Annotated in this window: 17 protein-coding genes; 13 read left to right on the top strand and 4 right to left on the bottom strand. The window is 31.2% G+C overall.

From position 1 onward, the window contains the following. The first annotated feature begins 2 nt into the window (after window positions 1-2). The 5 genes from FHG05_RS02140 (at window position 3) to FHG05_RS02120 (ending at window position 3,722) form a co-directional block, all read left to right on the top strand. Window positions 3-692 carry a TIGR04283 family arsenosugar biosynthesis glycosyltransferase gene (locus tag FHG05_RS02140; protein WP_140996353.1) on the top strand — a complete coding sequence of 230 codons (690 nt, stop codon included), beginning with the start codon at window positions 3-5 and terminating at the stop codon, window positions 690-692. Window positions 693-698: 6 nt separating this feature from the next. Beyond that, entirely contained in the window at window positions 699-1,538 is an 840-nt protein-coding gene (locus FHG05_RS02135; RefSeq protein WP_140996352.1) for a helix-turn-helix domain-containing protein, read from the top strand. Window positions 1,539-1,559: 21 nt separating this feature from the next. Next, window positions 1,560-2,135 carry a DUF2911 domain-containing protein gene (locus FHG05_RS02130; protein WP_140996351.1) on the top strand — a complete coding sequence of 192 codons (576 nt, stop codon included), beginning with the start codon at window positions 1,560-1,562 and terminating at the stop codon, window positions 2,133-2,135. 103 nt (window positions 2,136-2,238) lie between these two features. Continuing rightward, the gene (locus FHG05_RS02125; protein ID WP_140996350.1) at window positions 2,239-3,060 is read left to right on the top strand and encodes a helix-turn-helix domain-containing protein; all 822 of its coding nucleotides are present in this window, start codon (window positions 2,239-2,241) and stop codon (window positions 3,058-3,060) included. A 113-nt stretch (window positions 3,061-3,173) separates the two neighbouring features. After that, on the top strand, window positions 3,174-3,722 hold the full coding sequence (locus FHG05_RS02120; RefSeq protein WP_140996349.1) for a carboxymuconolactone decarboxylase family protein: 549 nt from the start codon (window positions 3,174-3,176) through the stop codon (window positions 3,720-3,722). A 76-nt stretch (window positions 3,723-3,798) separates the two neighbouring features. On the opposite strand, the gene FHG05_RS18300 is transcribed toward FHG05_RS02120, so the two are convergent. Both FHG05_RS18300 and FHG05_RS02110 read right to left on the bottom strand, forming a co-directional pair. Then, entirely contained in the window at window positions 3,799-4,785 is a 987-nt protein-coding gene (locus FHG05_RS18300; RefSeq protein ID WP_181369130.1) for a glycoside hydrolase family 113, read from the bottom strand. Between the two features lie 2 nt (window positions 4,786-4,787). Then, complete coding sequence (locus FHG05_RS02110; protein ID WP_140996348.1) at window positions 4,788-6,053, bottom strand: BamA/TamA family outer membrane protein; 1,266 nt, start codon at window positions 6,051-6,053, stop codon at window positions 4,788-4,790. 157 nt (window positions 6,054-6,210) lie between these two features. On the opposite strand from FHG05_RS02110, the gene FHG05_RS02105 reads away from it, so the two are divergent. The 8 genes from FHG05_RS02105 (at window position 6,211) to mptB (ending at window position 15,366) form a co-directional block, all read left to right on the top strand. Then, window positions 6,211-7,071, top strand: a complete 861-nt coding sequence (locus FHG05_RS02105; protein ID WP_140996347.1) for an anti-sigma factor — start codon at window positions 6,211-6,213, stop codon at window positions 7,069-7,071. A gap of 123 nt (window positions 7,072-7,194) precedes the next feature. Then, window positions 7,195-8,112, top strand: a complete 918-nt coding sequence (locus FHG05_RS02100) for a hypothetical protein (RefSeq protein WP_140996346.1) — start codon at window positions 7,195-7,197, stop codon at window positions 8,110-8,112. Window positions 8,113-8,180: 68 nt separating this feature from the next. After that, window positions 8,181-9,479: an NAD(P)/FAD-dependent oxidoreductase gene (locus FHG05_RS02095; protein WP_140996345.1), complete on the top strand. Its 1,299-nt coding sequence runs from the start codon at window positions 8,181-8,183 to the stop codon at window positions 9,477-9,479. Next, window positions 9,476-11,335, top strand: coding sequence for a 4Fe-4S binding protein (locus FHG05_RS02090; protein WP_181369129.1), 1,860 nt, complete (start codon window positions 9,476-9,478; stop codon window positions 11,333-11,335). Before FHG05_RS02095 ends, FHG05_RS02090 begins: the two co-directional genes overlap by 4 nt. 119 nt (window positions 11,336-11,454) lie before the next feature. Further along, window positions 11,455-11,859, top strand: coding sequence for a toxin-antitoxin system YwqK family antitoxin (locus FHG05_RS02085; protein WP_140996344.1), 405 nt, complete (start codon window positions 11,455-11,457; stop codon window positions 11,857-11,859). Further along, window positions 11,859-12,554 (top strand): glycosyltransferase family 2 protein, encoded by a 696-nt coding sequence (locus FHG05_RS02080; protein WP_140996488.1) that lies wholly within the window; start codon window positions 11,859-11,861, stop codon window positions 12,552-12,554. The genes FHG05_RS02085 and FHG05_RS02080 overlap by 1 nt, the downstream gene beginning before the upstream one ends. After that, window positions 12,554-14,038 (top strand): cellulose synthase family protein, encoded by a 1,485-nt coding sequence (locus FHG05_RS02075; RefSeq protein WP_140996343.1) that lies wholly within the window; start codon window positions 12,554-12,556, stop codon window positions 14,036-14,038. Before FHG05_RS02080 ends, FHG05_RS02075 begins: the two co-directional genes overlap by 1 nt. Window positions 14,039-14,040: 2 nt before the next feature. Then, entirely contained in the window at window positions 14,041-15,366 is a 1,326-nt protein-coding gene (gene mptB, locus FHG05_RS02070) for a polyprenol phosphomannose-dependent alpha 1,6 mannosyltransferase MptB (RefSeq protein ID WP_140996342.1), read from the top strand. A 31-nt stretch (window positions 15,367-15,397) separates the two neighbouring features. Here mptB and FHG05_RS02065 read toward each other — a convergent pair whose 3' ends face one another. Together FHG05_RS02065 and gldJ are read right to left on the bottom strand one after the other, a co-directional pair. Continuing rightward, a complete protein-coding gene (locus tag FHG05_RS02065; RefSeq protein ID WP_140996341.1) occupies window positions 15,398-16,678 on the bottom strand; it encodes a UDP-N-acetylmuramoyl-tripeptide--D-alanyl-D-alanine ligase in 1,281 nt (426 codons plus the stop codon). A 67-nt stretch (window positions 16,679-16,745) separates the two neighbouring features. After that, window positions 16,746-18,440: a gliding motility lipoprotein GldJ gene (gene gldJ, locus FHG05_RS02060; protein ID WP_140996340.1), complete on the bottom strand. Its 1,695-nt coding sequence runs from the start codon at window positions 18,438-18,440 to the stop codon at window positions 16,746-16,748. Between the last annotated feature and the right edge of the window lie 200 nt (window positions 18,441-18,640).

Below are 18,640 nucleotides of genomic sequence, written 5' to 3'. Positions count from 1 at the left end.
TAATGATTTCAATAATTATCCCTGTATTCAACGAAGAAAAAAATATAGGTAAAGTAATTACTTACTTACTGGAAAATACCAATCCAAAAAATTGTAAAGAAATACTTGTTGTTGACGGAGGTAGTACAGATCAAACGATCTCAATTGCAAAAGAATATGAGTCTGTTACTATTTTACAGTGTGGTAAAGGAAGAGCAAAACAATTAAATCACGGGGCTTCTTATGCTACTGGAAAAGTGTTGTATTTTTTGCATTGCGATTCCATTCCTCCCAAAGGATTTGATGGGTTAATTCTAGATTCTATTTATGATGGAAAGCTCTCAGGTTGTTTTAAAATGAAGTTTGAATCCAATCATTTGCTTTTAAAAATATCGGAATGGTTTACCCAATTTAATTTACAATATTTTAGAGGAGGTGATCAATCTTTATTTATTGAAAAAGAATTGTTTGACAGCTTAGGAGGTTTTAATACTAATTTTATAGTGTATGAAGACAATGAGTTTATTCATAGATTGTATAAGCAAGCAAGCTTTCATGTAATACAAAAACCGATTGTAACTTCTAGCAGACGATACCAAGAAAACGGATTTTGGAAACTGCAATTTCATTTCATGATGATTCATCTTTTATATCATATAAAAGTCTACAATCACCAAGAAATTTACAAGTACTATAAAAAAAACATAAAATAAGAAGCTATGGAATTCAAAGGTGAAAACGGAGAATTTTTTCTTCTCTCCACAATAACAAAAGAAACAATTTCAGAAGTAACCCAAGATCAAGAAAGTTATCTTTCTATTTTTTGGAATACAAAAGCAACGTCTTCTTTAATTATAGATAATGTTTCCTATGAATTGAAACCCAATCAAATTCTTTTCTTAACGGAATTACATTCAGTGGATTTATCGTCAATTAATACCTTAAATGTTATTCGCTTTAATCGGTCTTTTTATTGTTTAGAAAATCATGATAGTGAAATAGGCTGTAAAGGACTTTTGTTTTTTGGTGCTTCCCAAGTTCCAATGATTACATTACAAGAAGAAAATAAGAAGGCTATTGAAATTCTTTGGAAGGTATTTCATAACGAATTTAAAGCAACAGATGAAATGCAAGGTGAAATGTTACAAATGCTCCTAAAACGCTTTTTAATTTTATGTACCAGAATCTTTAAATGCCAACATAAAAGTATAACTATACAAGAAACTAAAATGGATGTGATTCGAAATTTCAGTTTCTTGGTTGAAGTACATTTCAAGAAGAAACATTTGGTTGCTGACTATGCTGATTTAATGAATAAACCCGCTAAATCGATTACTAATCTTTTTTCGTCACATAGTAATCGCTCACCTTTACAAGTCATTCAAGATCGTATCCTTTTGGAAGCTAAAAGGATGTTAATTAGTACCGAAATTCCTATAAAAGAGATTACTTTTGAGTTAGGCTTTGAAGATATGCCTTCTTTTAGTCGCTTTTTTAAAAATAAAATGGGAATTTCTCCCAAAGCCTATCGCGATGTGAAAAATATACAATCAATCTAATATCAACTAAAGCAAACAATTATGAAAAAAATCGTACTTACACTGTTACTAGGTGCATGTAGCTTATTTAGTAATGCTCAAGAATTTCCTAAAATAGATAAAAGTGTTATGGATGCCTCTTATTTTCCAGATAATGCAACTAAAAGAGCTTTCATTAAAGACAAAGAAAAACAATTAGAAGCAGAACCTAAAATAAGAGTTTTATACTCACGTCCTTTAAAAAAAGGGAGAACAATTTTTGGTGATGTTGTAAAATTTGGTGAAGCATGGAGAATTGGAGCCAATGAATCAACTGAAATTTTATTTTTAACGGATGCTGTTTTTGGCGGAACCAATGTTAAAGCAGGTCGCTATACTTTAATTGCTATTCCAACTGAAAAAGAATGGATTATCAAATTAAATACCGTAAACGATGGTTGGGGAAATTACTCTTATGATCCTGCTTTTGATATTGCTAGTGTGACGATTCCAACTTCAACTTCGGATGCTGAAATAGAAGCTTTATCTATTGTATTATATGAAAAAAGTAAAAATATAGTACACATTAAAATAGGTTGGGACAAAACCATTGCTGAAATACCAGTAACCTTAAAATAAATCGTTTTATAAAAATTAGAATAAAACTGATAGTGCTTTTTACTATCAGTTTTATTGTTTTTAAAATAAAAGGAAGGAAAATTTTCAACTTAAACGCTCGATTATGATTTACACAGGTCAAATAAATGAATTCATTCGATTAGAAGAAATTACACCACAAAATTGTGAGCTGTTAAAAGAAAAAATAAAAGAAGGACTCAGCATTATTTGGGCTATCGAAGAAGTACATCTTCTAGTAGATGGCGTTAATACCGTTTTAAAAGAAAATGAAATCATTTTTGTAACGGAATATCATAATGTAACCTTGATTGAGGTTCAAAAAGTAAGGTTAGTCCGTTTTAATAGAGCTTTCTATTGTATTTTAGACCATGATAGTGAAGTAGGTTGTAAAGGGATTTTGTTTTTTGGAGCTTCCCATTTGGCAAAAATCCAAATACCCAATCTTGAATTGGAAAAATTTGAAGCGCTTTGGAAAATGTTTGTCATTGAAATGCATTCCAAAGACGAACTTAAAAGTGAAATGCTACAAATGATGTTAAAGCGACTTCTTATTCTCTGTATTCGGATTTATAAAGAACAAACAGAATTAGTTGATTTTGACAAACAACAATTTGATTTGATTAGAGAATATAATTATTTAGTGGAAGTTCATTTTAGAACCAAACATCAAGTTGCGGATTATGCTACTTTATTACATAAAAGCCCCAAAACCTTATCCAATGTGTTTAAGAAAGTTGGTAAGAAAACACCTTTACAAATCATCCAAGACCGAATTATGCTAGAAGCAATTCGGCTATTGCGATATACTGACAAGTCTATTAAAGAAATTACCTACGATGTAGGTTATGAAGATATACAAACCTTTAGTCGTTTTTTTAAAAAAATAAAAGGCGTTTCTCCTTCTGAATTTAAGAAAAAAGCCTAAAGGGAAAAATAGACAAAACTCAAGGAAATATGGTCTAACCCTTAAGACGCTTTTTGATGCAACTTTGTACTGTCAAATTAAACGAACAATAATTCATTTAAATTTTTAAAATTATGTCAAATTTCACAGTACCAACAAGAGAAGAAGTTTCAGAAAACAATCAAGCTATTTTTGATAACCTTCAAAAAGGATTAGGATTTGTTCCAAATTTATATGCTTACTTTGCTAAGAATGAAACTGCTTTAGGCGATTATTTAGCACTACAAAACAGAAAAAGTACATTAAAAGCAAAAGAAAGAGAAGTAATCAACTTAGTGACAAGTCAAATCAACAATTGTCTATATTGTCAATCTGCTCACACCTTAATTGGGAAAATGAATGGTTTTTCTGAGGAACAAATCATCGAATTAAGAAAAGGAACAGCTTCTTTTGATTCTAAATTAGATGCCTTAGTGAAATTTGCTGCTTCTGTAGTAGTGAATAAAGGTAAAGCTACAGTTTCAGCAAAAGAAGCTTTTTTCCAAGCAGGTTATAATGAAGCGAATATGATTGATGTTGTACTAGTAATAGGCGATAAAATCATTAGTAATTATATTCATAATCTAACAGATTTTGCTATCGATTTTCCAATTGCAACTCCGATTGAACAAGAATTAGTCTAAACCTTTTAGTTCTGTTTGTTTTTTATTTAAAATACCTATGGCAAAAAATTGCTGTAGGTATTTTAGTTTACGATTTTTATTCTTTATAAAATTGCTTTACCACTTCTAATGAAGGTTTGTTTTGAACCGTATAATCGCTGTCATTTTCACCGCCAACTTGTTCATTGGCATCAAACCATTTCCATAAAAAACCACCAGCAAACCAATCTTCTTTCCAAAATTGATTATACAAAGCAGTTAAAGCATTGGTTTGAGCGACTAAATTGACTTTTTTTTCTTTAGAAAAATTCCAAGGTTCGTGTGTAGTATAATCTGTACTTTGGTAACCATATTCGGTGAACAAAACTTTTTTATTGAGTTTTTCGGCAAAGGATTCCATACTGTTTTTATGACGATTCCATTCTTTTTCAAGTAATTCAATTGATGGCGTTTGCTCATTTGCTAAAGGGAAATAAGCGTCTATTCCAATATAATCCAATTTGGTAAAAAAAGGAACATTTTGATAGGTATCCCAATTTTCAGCATAAGTAAGTTGCCCTTTGTAAATTTTTCGGATACGTTGAATCAATTGATTCCAAAATTGCGGTCTTTGACTAACAAAAGAATTTAATTCGGTGCCAATGCATAACAATTCAATATGTTGTTCTTCAGCAATTGACGTATAAAAAAGAATAAATTGCGCATAATTTTCTTCAAAAACTTCCCATTCTTTTTCTGTTTTCATTTCAATATGACCAGTAAAACCTTTGTGAATCCAAATTTGAGGCTTTAACATAATTTTCATCTGGTTGTTATGAAAAACGGTACTTGCATGTTCTATTCCTTCTTTTCTTTCGCCAATCCATTGCCTTTTAGAATTAAAATGAATGGTGGTGTCTTGTACCGATTTCATAAAAGCAAAAGGCATAAGGGTAACCCAATTGGCATGGGTTTCTAAAACAGGAAGTACTTCTTTTTGACTCGTTAAGGTATTGGAAGCGACAAAACTAATACCATTGATTTTGTTCTCTTGTGATGCACAAAAAGTAAAAAGAAGAAAGACGAAATAATATATTTTTTTCATTTTTAAAAATATTGACCAATTCCAAAAACCAATCCTTTAGCTCCATTTTCATGAATACCAATACCGTAATCGATACGAAAAATAGCATTAAAAAAGGTCTTATGTATAAAACGTAATCCAACACCAGGGAAGATTCTAAAATTTTCAGAAGCCACAAAATCATTCCAATTACCACCAGGTTTTCGCCATGAACCTAAATCTATAAAAGTGTTGCTTTGGAGCACAAACCATTTTTTTTCATAGAGCGTATACCGATATTCTGTATTCATCACAAAAGATCCTGTGCCTCGATCTATGATATTTCCGACACCTCTTAAATTAATATTATTGTCTAAAGCAAAAGGAGCAAAGGGTGACACATCATTGGAAGCTAATCCTAATCGTATTCGTGTTCCAAAATTTCCGGTTTTCCCATAACGTTTTAAATATACAAAATCATTCCAACCTATTAAAAATTCATTTTGAAAAGTATTGGTCTGTGTTACAAATTGAAAGTAACTACTGTTTTTAATGCCTTCTACTAAATAAAATTCGTATTTTAAATTATCATATTGATTGTTTATTTTAAACAATATCTTGTCAATTGTAAAATCTTGTGGTATTTCAGAATTGGTTGCTCCATTTATATAGGTGTATTTTTCATTAAATAGGGAACCACCTATTTTAATGGTGTTTTTAAAATTGGTTCGATAAACACCTAATAATTCAATTGCTTTATTGGTATATTCATATTTAGCAGAAGTGTTATTAAAAAAAATGGGTTCAATACTGCCAATCTGTTGAACGCTGGTCTCTAAACCCCAATTCTCATTAAAAAGATAAGGAGCTGAAAACTGTAAGCCATAGGAATTGACACCATTAAACTGATAAAACCCACCTATAGTTATGTTTTTACCTAATAAATTGAATTCATAAAGTCCTAATCGATAGGCTGCAGCAGTATCATCCGTTGTCCATAAGCTTAAATTGGGAATCAAAGTGTAATTTTCGATAAGAGAAAATGTAATCTCATACGTTTCATCATTCTCTGTTTGTTTCTCAACTGTATAGGTAGCTTTGGTAATACCATTTAAACGGGTCAATGCTTGTATGTCATAATTCAATTTTGTGCTGTCTAAAGCTTCTCCTTCTTTGCTTTGGATGAAATGAGCCATGAAAGTAACATCCATTTTTTTTTGTCCGACCCAGTTAATTTTGCGAATACTATTTTCTTGAGAATATAGAGTACAGCACCATAAGAAACTAAATATGTAAATACTATTTTTCATAGTTTTTTTTCAAATATCAATAAAAAAGTAAATCGATTAATGTTTTGAGGTAAAATTGCCAAGTATATAGGAAAAATCGAAAATTCGTCTCTAAAATTTTAATATGAAATTTGTTAAAAATGAAAAAGAACAAATAATAAACACTAAAAAAAATGCTATGAAAAAACTTTTTTTAACACTTTTTGTATTGAGTCTATTCCTGACTTCTTGCAATAATGATGATGAGGTGTCTTCAACATCAGAATTAAAACTAAATGTAACCGGTCTTGAAAATTTGGGTGCCAATTATAAGTATGAAGGCTGGATTATTGTAGAAGGCAGCCCAATTTCTACAGGAATTTTTACAGTAGATGATTCAGGAATGCTTTCTCAAAATTCTTTCGTGGTGGATGCTTCTAATTTAGCTAAAGCGACCAAATTTGTTTTAAGTATTGAACCTGCAATTGACCCAAGTCCGGCTCCTTCTAATACAAAATACCTAGTAGGTGATTTTTCAGGAAATACAGCAACTGTTTCTACTGCTGTTGTTGGGGATTTTAGTAATGTATCAGGAAACTATTTTTTAGGTACACCTACAAATGGCAATGCGAATCCAGAATCGGGAATTTGGTTTTTAGATGATACGAGTGGCTCCGCTATGGTAGGCTTAAATTTACCTGATTTAGATGCTGGTTGGAAATATGAAGGTTGGATAGTAACCAATGGTACTGTGTTGAGTACGGGGCGATTTTCTTCACCAAATGATTCGGATGAAGCGGCTCCATATTCTGGGTCTCAAATGGCTCCTCCATTTCCAGGAGAAGATTTTTTGATGAATGCTCCTGCAGGATTAACTTTTCCTGGTAATTTAAGTGGTGCTACAGTAGTAATCTCTGTAGAGCCTGAACCAGATAATTCGCCCATGCCTTTTGCTTTAAAACCACTAGTACATACCATTGCTAATCCTGCAGTAACGGGTCAAACTATTAGTATGATGACAAGTTTAAATACTTTTCCTTCAGGAACAGTAAGTAGATAATTAACCAACTATTGACTTAATTTTAGTTTATTTTTTACAAAGGGGAATTTATTTCCCCTTTGTACTTCTACTCAATTTGTTGTCTCTTACAAAAGAAGCAACTATTAATTAATAGTACTTGTTATGATAAAAAATGTCTTTATACTTAGTTTTATGTTGTTGTTTAATTCCTTGTTTTTATTTGCCCAAGAAGAAGAGGAACTATTCGAAGGGACTAGTAATATTCAAAATTATACACCTTCCAAATTATTAGAAAAAGGAAAATGGGATATCAAATGGTTTAATAATTTATATACACAAACAAGAGCCAATGCCAATGGAAAAAATTTAAAAGTGCCTCGATCTACCTTTTTTAATACTTCACTAGAAATTTTTACAGGAATAAGTCAGAATAAAAAATGGAATGCTGGAGTTATTCTTGAATTTCGTTCCAATACCTTTAATAATCAAAAAGCAACAAGTGTATTTTCTTTTCAAAATGAAGTAGAAAAATCTAGAAGCGGAGTTGCGCATATTGCACCTTCTATTAAAGTGGCTCCGTTTCATCAATTGCCAAGATTTTCGATACAAAGTTCTTTTTACATTCCTTTGTTTGATAAAGAAACGAATGAAAATGGATATTTAGCTCAAAAGAGTTTTATTTGGCAAAATCACTTTTTTTATGATTATACTTTTCAAGGTGAGAAGTTTCAATTGTTTTCAGAGTTAGGTACCCGTTTGTTTTTAGGTGAAAAAAATAAAAATGAAGATGGGTCTTTTAATCCCAATGGTGGTTTTGCCAATACAAGTTTAGAAGTAGCTCCAGGAGTTTTCTTAAGTTATTTTCCGACTTCTAAGTTTACCATTTTAGGTTATGTGCAACATGCTCAATTAATCGATTTAGGAAACGAATTTTCTCAAAATTATTCTGCCTTAGGTGCTGGAACTAAATATCAATTATCTGAGATACTAAATGTAGAATTATTATATTCTAAATTCGTTAGAGGTTATGAAAGTGGTCTTGGGCAGTCTTTTAATATGGGTTTGAGGGCCATTTTTTAAATAAAAGTAAGATTTCTAACTTTAATTAGTATCTTAATAGTCTATTTTTACCCAGTTAAATTTTTGATATGGAACACATCGTCATAATTGGAAATGGAATTTCAGGTGTTACGCTAGCAAGGCATATTCGTAAAAACTCAGATAAAAGGATTACTATAATTTCTGAAGAATCAGAGTATTTTTTCTCTAGAACAGCTTTAATGTATGTTTACATGGGACACATGAAATTTGAACATACACAACCTTATGAGGCTAATTTTTGGAAAAAAAACAGGATTGAACTATTGTTTAAAAAAGTAGTTCAAGTACTGCCTGAAGAAAATAGTTTGCGATTAGATGACAATACCCATTTTAAATATGATCGTTTAGTGATTGCTACGGGTTCAAAACCAAATAAGTTTGGCTGGCCAGGACAAGATGCTACAGGAGTATTAGGATTGTATCATAAACAAGACTTAGAGAAATTAGAATCGTTATCTGTTGATGCAACTAGCGCTGTGATTGTTGGTGGAGGATTGATAGGTATAGAATTAGCGGAAATGTTAGTTACTCGAAAAATACCCGTTACCTTTTTAGTCAGAGAATCTCAATTTTGGGGAAGTGTTTTGCCAGAAGGAGAAGCAAAATTAATAGGAAAGCATATCAAAGAACATCATATTGATTTGCGATTAGCCACTAATTTAAAAGAAATTGTTGTTGATGAAACAGGAAGAGCAAAAGCTGTAATTACAGAAGTTGGTGAAGAAATACCTTGTAATATTGTAGGATTAACTGTTGGAGTATCTCCTAATATTGATTTTCTAAAAGATTCAGGTATAGCAACCAATAAAGGAGTTTTGGTAAACCGTTATTTGGAAACCAATTATTCCAATGTCTATGCTATTGGAGATTGTGCCGAGCAAAGTGAAGCTATTGGTTACAGAAGGCCAGTGGAAGCAGTTTGGTACACAGGAAGAATGATGGGAGAGGTATTAGCACAAACCATTTGTGGCAATAAAATGCGTTATAATCCGGGTCATTGGTTTAACTCTGCTAAATTTTTGGATATTGAATATCAAACGTATGGTTGGGTTTGGGCGAAACCTAAAGAATATGAACAACATTTGTATTGGGAACACCCATCTGGTAAAAAAGCCGTAAGAATTGCGTATCATAAAGAAACACATGCTTTTTTAGGTATAAATACTTTTGGAATTCGGATGCGACATGAATTTTTTGATGCCATTTTAACAGCTCAAAAAAGTGTTACGTATGTAATTGAGAATTTAAAGCAAGCTAATTTTGATCCTGAATTTTATAAGCATTACGAGAAAGATATCGCGCTTCAATTTAAAAATGATTTATCCAATTTAAAAGCTATCTCATGAAAATATTAAAAACATTACGATTATTAGGATTAGTTGTCTTTATAGCCTCTATTCTGGTTTTTATAGCAACATTGTTCATTGGTGGATACGCTTTAACTGAAAAAACAATAGAGACTGTTTTTTCAAGTAAAACGGATTATGTAACAACTACTTTAAAAGAAGTTGCTCAAGAAAAAGAAATTTTAAATAAAGAAATTGACAACGTTTTTGTTTTTACTAACGAAATAGAATCTTTATTAGAAAGCTACAATACTAAAGTTACTGCTGCAATAGCAAAAGAAAAAGGATTGTCTGAAGAGGAAATAAATCAGATTTTTAAACAAAGCATTCAAGGTGATGCAGTAGTATATTCTAAAGAAATTTTGCAAAATGTATTTCCAAATGATGCTGCTAAAGTAAAATTACTAGATGAAGCAACGAATTGGATGTATGTTGGAACTAAAAAATATGAAAAGCCAGCCGATTTTAAAAATGATTTTACTTCTAAAATTTCTGATATTAATAGAAATAATGCACAAGAATATTTACTATATCCAAACAAATACACCAAGTTTGACTTAGTGAAAGCTTCGATCGTAGGGGCTTTACAAGAAAATAACACCTTGTATTTGTTTTTAACGTTCGGTTTAGGAATCATAGGTTCCTTAATGTTTATTCTTACGGGTTTGTTTCTAGAACCTATTCCAGGAATAAAAAATAATGGGATTTATCTTTCAGAAGCTACTAATAGAGGTTGGGTCGCATTATTTGTATTTACTTTTTTAGTGTCTTTTTATATTTTGCTCTATTTCTATCCCTTTTATATTGTTAATTGGACTCGTATTGTAGATCCTTTAAAAGGTATTTTTATTAAAGGCGCTAGTGCATCACAATGGTTTCTTTATGGAATTTTATATTGTGTTTCAATGATTGTTATGGGGGTACGAATGTTTATCAAATACAGACATAATACCTATCAAATTGTACGAACAGCTAGTGTTTTATTTTTTCAAATCATTTTTGCATTTCTATTAGTTGAAATATTACCATTGTTTGATTTACCAGGTGTTGATTTGAAAAATGCATGGCCTTTGGATTATAATTTTGTAACTGATTGGAACGTAAAGAAACATTTAGAAGCCGGTCATTTAGGAAAATTTATGTTGGTTTGGGGTGTTGTATTAAGTTTGATTGTGGTTCCGGTTATGGTGTATTTGTATGGAAAAAGATGGTATTGTTCTTGGGTTTGTGGTTGTGGTGGATTGGCAGAAACTTTAGGAGATCCTTACAGACAACTTTCGGATAAACGATTAATAGCATGGAAAATTGAGCGATGGACCATTTATCCTATTTTAATTTTTGCCATTATAATGACTGTAGTAGTGGGTTATAATACCTATAATATTGTTTACAATCCATCAAATGTTGGAGATAGTACTTTATTTGGGATTAATGCATATAAAATCAATGAAATATATGGCTTTTTGATTGGATCTATATTTGCGGGAGTTATTGGGACAGGTTTTTACCCCATTTTAGGAAATCGTTCTTGGTGTCGTTTTGGGTGTCCATTAGCCGCTTATATGGGAATTATTCAGCGTTTTAAATCAAGATTTAGAATTACTACAAATGGAGGTCAATGTATTTCATGTGGTAATTGTTCTACATATTGTGAACAAGGAATAGATGTGAGGGCGTATGCGCAGAAAGGAGAAAATATTGTAAGAGCTTCTTGTGTAGGATGTGGTGTTTGCGCTGCTGTTTGCCCACGTGGCGTTTTGAAATTAGAGAATAGTTCAGAAAAAGGCAGAATTAACCCAAATGAAATTTTATTAGGTAATGATTTGGATTTAATGGATTTGGTAAATCAAAAGTAATTTCCAAAACCAAGGGTGCTTTTTTAACGTATATCTGTATTATATGCTTTAGTTCTTTAAACACAATTCAAGAAGTTATAAAGTAAAATAGATATGTACCAAATTTAAATTAGAAACTCATGAAAAAACAACTATTATTCTTTCTTTTTTTCTTATCTATGTCTTTTGTATTCGGTCAAAAATCATATGTTAAAAATTATTATGATAATGGTCGTTTAAAAGAAGAAGGATGGGTAGAGGGAAATCAAAAAGTAGATTATTGGTTTTTTTATAATGCAAACGGGACCAAAAAAGAAGAAGGTCATTATCAAAATAATCAAAGAGTGAAGTGGTGGATATTTTACGATGGTAAAGGCAAAATTCTTAAGAAAAGTGAATTTGAAAATAATAAACTGAATGGATTTACTATAGTGTATGATAAAAATAAAATAATACGAGCCGAAGAGTATACAATGAATAAAAAAACCAACCAATGGGAAAGTGTTGAAGCTTTCAAGAAAGATAATCCGTTTTTATTTTTATGATGACACCTTTAGTTAAAGTAATAATTCCTGCCTACAATGAAGAAAAGGCAATTGTAAATGTTATTCGTGAAATTCCTGATCTAGTTTCTGAGATAATTGTAGTAGATAATAATTCTTCTGACGCCACTTCCTCTGTATCTAAAGCTGCGGGCGCAACTGTCCTTTTTGAACATAGGAAAGGCTATGGATATGCTTGTTTAAAAGGAATGGAATATATTGAAAAACAAAATCAGAAACCAGATATCATTGTGTTTTTAGATGGAGATTATTCTGATTGTCCTGAAGAATTATTAAAAATAATTGACCCTATTTGGCATCATAATTATGACATGGTGATTGGTGCACGTGTGAAAGCGTTACGAGAAAAAGGAGCGATGACCCCTCAGCAAATTTTCGGGAATGCATTGGCTACTTTTTTAATGAAACTTTTTTTTAAAGCTAAGTTTACTGATTTAGGTCCATTTAGGGCTATTAAGTATGAAAAATTGATAGCTTTGCAAATGGAGGACAAGACGTACGGCTGGACGGTTGAAATGCAACTAAAAGCACTAAAACAAAAATTGTCTTATATTGAAATCCCAGTTCGTTATAAAAACAGGATTGGTGTTTCAAAAGTTTCTGGAACCGTAAAAGGAACCATCATGGCTGGAATAAAAATTATAGGATGGATCCTAAAATATAGTTTGAAAAAATAATGGCATACTTACTACTTTCTTATATTATTTTGTTTTTTTACAGCTTAGCCATAGTTTTGATTTTCTTCTATAGTTTAGCCCAGTTTAATTTATTACTCAATTATTTAAAGAGTAAAAAAAACTGTATTAAGAGAGAAAAATTCGATTTTAATAATTCTTCTGAAATTCCATTTGTTACCATTCAACTTCCTATTTTTAATGAGAAATATGTGGTAGAACGCTTATTGCTCACTGTGTCGCAATTGGACTATCCAAAAGATAAATTTGAGATACAGGTGTTAGACGATTCTATTGATGATTCTATTTTGGAAACACAAAATATTGTTGCTAAAATTGCCCAAAAAGGAATACAGATTCAGCATATTCGACGAACAGATAGAGTGGGTTTTAAAGCAGGTGCCTTGAAAGAAGGGTTGAAAACTGCAAAAGGAGATTTTGTTGTCATTTTCGATGCCGATTTTGTACCTAAAAATGATTGGTTACTACAAACAATACCTTATTTTAAAGATGATAAGGTAGGAGTTGTGCAAACGCGTTGGGGACATATTAATAGGGATTTTTCTTTATTGACTAAAGTTCAGGCTTTTGCTCTTGATGCTCACTTTACTTTGGAACAAGTGGGACGTAATTCAAAACAGCACTTTATAAATTTTAATGGGACAGCAGGAGTTTGGAGAAAATCATGTATTATTGATGCAGGAAATTGGGAGAGTGATACCTTAACGGAAGATTTGGATTTAAGTTATCGTGCCCAATTAAAAAACTGGAAGTTTGTTTATTTAGAAGATATAGAAACACCTGCAGAACTTCCAGCAGTTTTAAGTGCTGCCCGTTCACAACAATTTCGTTGGAATAAAGGTGGTGCAGAAAATTTTAAAAAGATGTCAAGAAAAGTACTGGAAGCACATCATGTAAAAGCAAAGACTAAATTTCATGGTTTGTTACACCTTTTAAACAGTTCTATGTTCTTGTGTATTTTTGCAATGGCAGTTTTAAGTGTACCCGTTTTATATATAAAAAATGAATTTCCTCAATTAAAAATACTTTTTAATGTTGCCGCTTTTTTTGTAATTACTTCTGTCATCTTTTTTATTTGTTATTGGTTTACCTATAAAAAAATAAATGGAGGAGGAGTGTCTAATTTTTTGAGGTATATTAGTATGTTCTTTACATTTTATACTATTGCGATGGGGTTTTCATTTCAAAATTCTATAGCGGTTTTAGAAGGATTATTTGGAAAGAAGAGTGAATTTGTAAGAACACCAAAATTTAATATTGAAGCTTTGAAAGAAAAATGGAAAGAAAACATTTATATTTCTCGTAAAGTTTCTAAAAATACTATTGTTGAAGGTGTTTTAGTGTTGTATTTTTTATTTGGGATTTACAGTGCTTACCATTTGAATGATTTTGGTTTGCTTCCATTTCATTTAATGTTATTAATAGGGTATGGATATGTATTTGTTAAATCTTTTAAATCCACTTAATTTTGAACCTTTCAGATAAGAGATATGCAGTTTGGTTTGCTGTAGGCTTATCCTTTTTGGCTTATGGATGTTTAGGTTATTTGGTGCCCAGAGAAAATTTTACGCTACTAATTGGATGCTATGCTATAGCTTTTATTTCTTTTTACTATTTATATAATACTTCAAATATATCTGAAAAGGAATTATTTGGTTATGGTATTTTTTTTAGAGTTGTACTCCTATTTTGTTTGCCATTTTGGTCACAAGATGTATATCGTTTTATTTGGGATGGAAGATTAGTTTGTTCAGGTTTAAGTCCCTACGAATTTAAACCAGATGCTATTATTAATTCAGTGCATTTTTCGCATTCTTATGAATTGTATGAAAAGATGGGAAGTTTAAGTGCGTCTCATTTTTCAAATTATCCGCCTGTAAACCAATTTGTTTTTCTTATTGCAGCCATTTTAGCATCAAAATCTATTTTTTTATCCGTCTTAATTTTTAAAATTATACTGCTCTTTGCTGACATTGGAATTTATCATTTTGGAAAAAAAATGTTGGCTGTATTAGGTATAAGTACTAAAAATGTATTTCTGTATTTTTTAAATCCATTAGTAATAGTTGAATTAGTAGGAAATACACACTTTGAAGGACTAATGCTTTTTTTATTATTGTTAGGAATCTATTCTTTTTTTATTAATAAATGGATTTGGTCAGCCTTGTTTATTGCGTTGTCGATAACTACTAAATTATTACCTTTATTGTTATTGCCTTTTTTTTATCAAAAATTAGGATTTAAAAAGAGTGTTGTATTTTATGCTTGTATTCTACTGCTCAATTACCTCCTTTTTTTGCCTTTTATTTCCGAGTCTTTAGTAGATAACTATTCTCAAACAATTGCGCTGTGGTTTGTTAATTTTGAATTCAATGCTAGCTTTTATTATGTATTTCGAGAGATAGGGTATTGGTTTGTAGGATATAATGCAATAGGTGTTATAGGTAAAATTATTCCTGTTTTTTCTGTTTTAGTACTTCTTTATTATGCTTTAATTAGAAAGAATATGCTGCCGCAAATGTTTTTTAAACACGCTTTATTTGGATTGTTGGTTTATTTTTTAGTGTCTACTACTATTCATCCTTGGTATGTTATCAATTTGCTTTTTCTTTCTCTGTTTACCAAATATAAATTCATATTGGTTTGGACTTTAACTATTGTTTTGAGTTATTTTGCTTACAGTCAGGAATCTTTTCAAGAAAATATGATGCTAATCTTATTAGAATATACTGCTTTTTTAGGTTTTTTAGGCTACGAAATTTACAGTGTAAAAAAAGAAAGAAAAACCTTCTAAATATGGATTTTCAATTTAAAAGGTTTTTATCCTATAATAGTTCGAGTGTTCTCTCCAAAGCCATTCCTCGAGATCCTTTTATTAGAAGAAGTGCATTTTGAGGCTTGTTGGTTAAAAAGATAGTCGAAAAATCTTCAAAAGTTTTAAAAAAAGAGAAATTACTTTGTTCTATTTTGTTTTGGTAAAATTCATTTCCTACGAAATAACAACGAATTTGAGCTTCATTTTGTAAAGACGAAATTAGTTTTTGATGTTCGCTAGTACTTTCTGCTCCTAACTCAAACATATCACCAAATACAATTATTTTATTAGAGTGTTCTAATTGAGTGAAGTTTTGAACAGCTGCAGCCATACTACTTGGATTGGCATTGTAAGCGTCTAAAATAATTTCATTGGAATCTTTTTTTAGTAACTGAGATCTATTGTTAGTTGGAATATAATTCTCAATTGCTTGTTTGATTAAATTGGATGCAATTGAAAAATAGTTGCCAATAGTAATTGCAATGTTAATGTTATTTGCGTTATAAATTCCAATGAGGTGAGATTGAATTACTAAATTTTCATAGGTAACAGAAACCATTGGATTTGCTGTGATATTTGTAATTTTTACATCACTGTCTTTATTGGTTGAAAAAGTAAATCTTTTTAAGTGTTTTGTTTTTTCGTTTTGTATGGTATCGTCTAGGTTTACAAAACAAATTTTTTCATTGTTTTCAATGTATTTATATAATTCACTTTTGCCTTCAATTACACCTTCAACACCTCCAAAACCTTCCAAATGAGCTTTTCCAAAATTTGTAATATACCCAAAATCAGGCTCAGCTAACTCACACAAAAATTCAATTTCCTTTTTGTGATTTGCTCCCATTTCAACAATTCCTATCTCGGTGTCTTTGTTGAAAGATAAAAGAGTTAAAGGTACGCCAATATGGTTGTTTAAATTACCAATTGTAGCCGTAGTTCTATATTTCTTAGAAAGAACGGAATTGATTAGCTCTTTAGTGGTTGTTTTGCCATTACTTCCTGTTAAAGCAATTATTTTTGTGTTTAAAACCCTCCTGTGATAATTGGCTAGCTCTTGCAAGGTTTTTAAAGTGTCAGGGACTAAAATTGTTTTGTTTTCAATGAAATAATCTTTGTTGTCAATGACTACATATTTGGCTCCCTTTTCAAGTGCTTCTTTAGCAAATAAGTTTGCATCAAAATTGGTTCCTTTTAAGGCAAAAAATAGATCGTTTTGTGCGATTTTTCGGGTGTCAGTTGTAACGGCTCTACACTCGAGGAATTTGTCGTATAATTCTTGGATATTCATAAAGCGAATATAATAAAAAAGCCCATTATTTAAAATGGGCTTTTATAGATATGAAAATTAATTTTTTTTAGAATTTTGGATTACCTCTAGGTGTTTTCTTGTTTGATTTTGGTCCAACTTTTGACATTGCATTTCTAAATCCAATGTAATCAGTAGCCATATCTTGTGGGAAATATCTTCTAGACGCAGGATCTAACCAATATGCTCTATCTCTCCAAGAACCTCCTTTGTAAACACGTACTTCATTATTTACTAAAGTTGTTCTTTTGTCTGATTTATCATATTTTTTAGATAATTCACCAGATGCACTATCAACAGAAATAGTGTGTTTAGGTGATTCATACATTCTTTTAGCATTATCTTCTCCGTCTTCTTCAGAACCAAAGTCAAAGAATCTAGTTGAAGGTTTGTCTCCATCTCTGTAGTCTCTATTGTCAGAAGTTGAGAAGTTTTGTCTTAAGTAAGTCTCATTGTCATCAACAGGAACTTGAGCAACTTGTCCAGGGAAGTTTCTTGCTAAAATTTTACCATTACTTAAAGTGTCATATTTGATGTTTTCAGCAGTTACAACTTCTACGATACCGTCTTCACCAATTTTGTTTTTCATGTAAACGTTACCTCTATAATAGTTGAAATCATTTGCTTCATCATCTACAACAGGTCTGTAAACGTCAGCAACCCACTCAGCAACGTTACCAGCCATATCATAAAGACCAAAGTCGTTAGCAGGGTAGCTTTTCACTTTGTTAGTAATATCCGCGCCATCATCACTCCATCCAGCAATTCCACCATAATCTCCTCTTCCTTGTTTGAAGTTAGCCAATTGATCTCCTCTTTGTTGTCTTGAACCAGAACGTGTATATTGACCATTCCATGGATATTTTTTCTGACCTTTATAGATGTTGAACTCTCTGTTTCCTACTAAAGCACTAGCAGCATATTCCCATTCCGCTTCAGTTGGAAGTCTATATTCAGGAAGAATGATACCAGAGTTAATTTGAGCATACACGTTTTTAGCGGTGTCAGCAACTTCTCTTCTTCCTCCATTCATTTCTCTTTTTAAAAGAATATCTTCATTACCTCCAAAAGTTTTTGTTGGAGCTGATAAATAAGTGTCAGTACTGAAAGTTGACTCAGCTGTTACTTCAGAACCTAATTTAACTTTTGAATCTTTTTTAAGATATCCATTTTTTTCAAGCATGTTTTCGTTAACACGATCCGTTCTCCATTTGCTAAATTCAACCGCTTGAATCCAGTTAACACCAACCACTGGATATTCTGCATAAGCAGGATGTCTTAAGTAATTGTTAGTCATAGTTTCGTTGTAACCTAAACGGTTTCTCCAAACTAATGTGTCAGGAATAGCTCCTGTATAAATGTTTTTGTAATTTTCTTCTGTTGGAGGGAAAACTGTTTTTAACCAAAATAAGTATTCTGTATACATTAAATTAGTTACCTCAGTTTCATCCATATAAAAAGATTGAATGTGTTGTTGACTTGGAGAATTGTTCCAGTCATGCATTACATCATCTTGTACTTTACCCATAGTAAAAGTTCCACCTTCAACCGGGACCATTCCAGGAGGGGTCTCTTGTTTGGTAAACTTAGAATTGTGTTGGAAGCCACCATTTTTGTCGTTAATCTTCCATCCAGTAGCTCTTGAGGCTCCTTTTGTGTTAGAACTTTTGCTACAACTGCTCAAACCAATAGTTATCGACAACATCAATAACGCCTTCAAAGTCATAATTTGCTTAATTTTCATACTCTAGTAGGTAATAAATTTAGTGTCGCAAGATAGTAATTATGTGTTAATTTGCAACATGATTTTTAAAAAATGTAAAAAAAATTAATTTTATGTTAAAATTGCTTAATTACAACGAATAATTTCTTTTTTTATTGTGCATTAGTCGATATTTAATTTTTTTTATTTCTCTTTGTAATATTAAATTACAAATTACGTTA

The sequence above is a fragment of the Flavobacterium profundi genome (assembly GCF_006491645.1).
Taxonomy (GTDB): Bacteria; Bacteroidota; Bacteroidia; order Flavobacteriales; family Flavobacteriaceae; genus Flavobacterium; species Flavobacterium profundi.
This window is presented reverse-complemented; position numbering and strand designations above follow the sequence as displayed.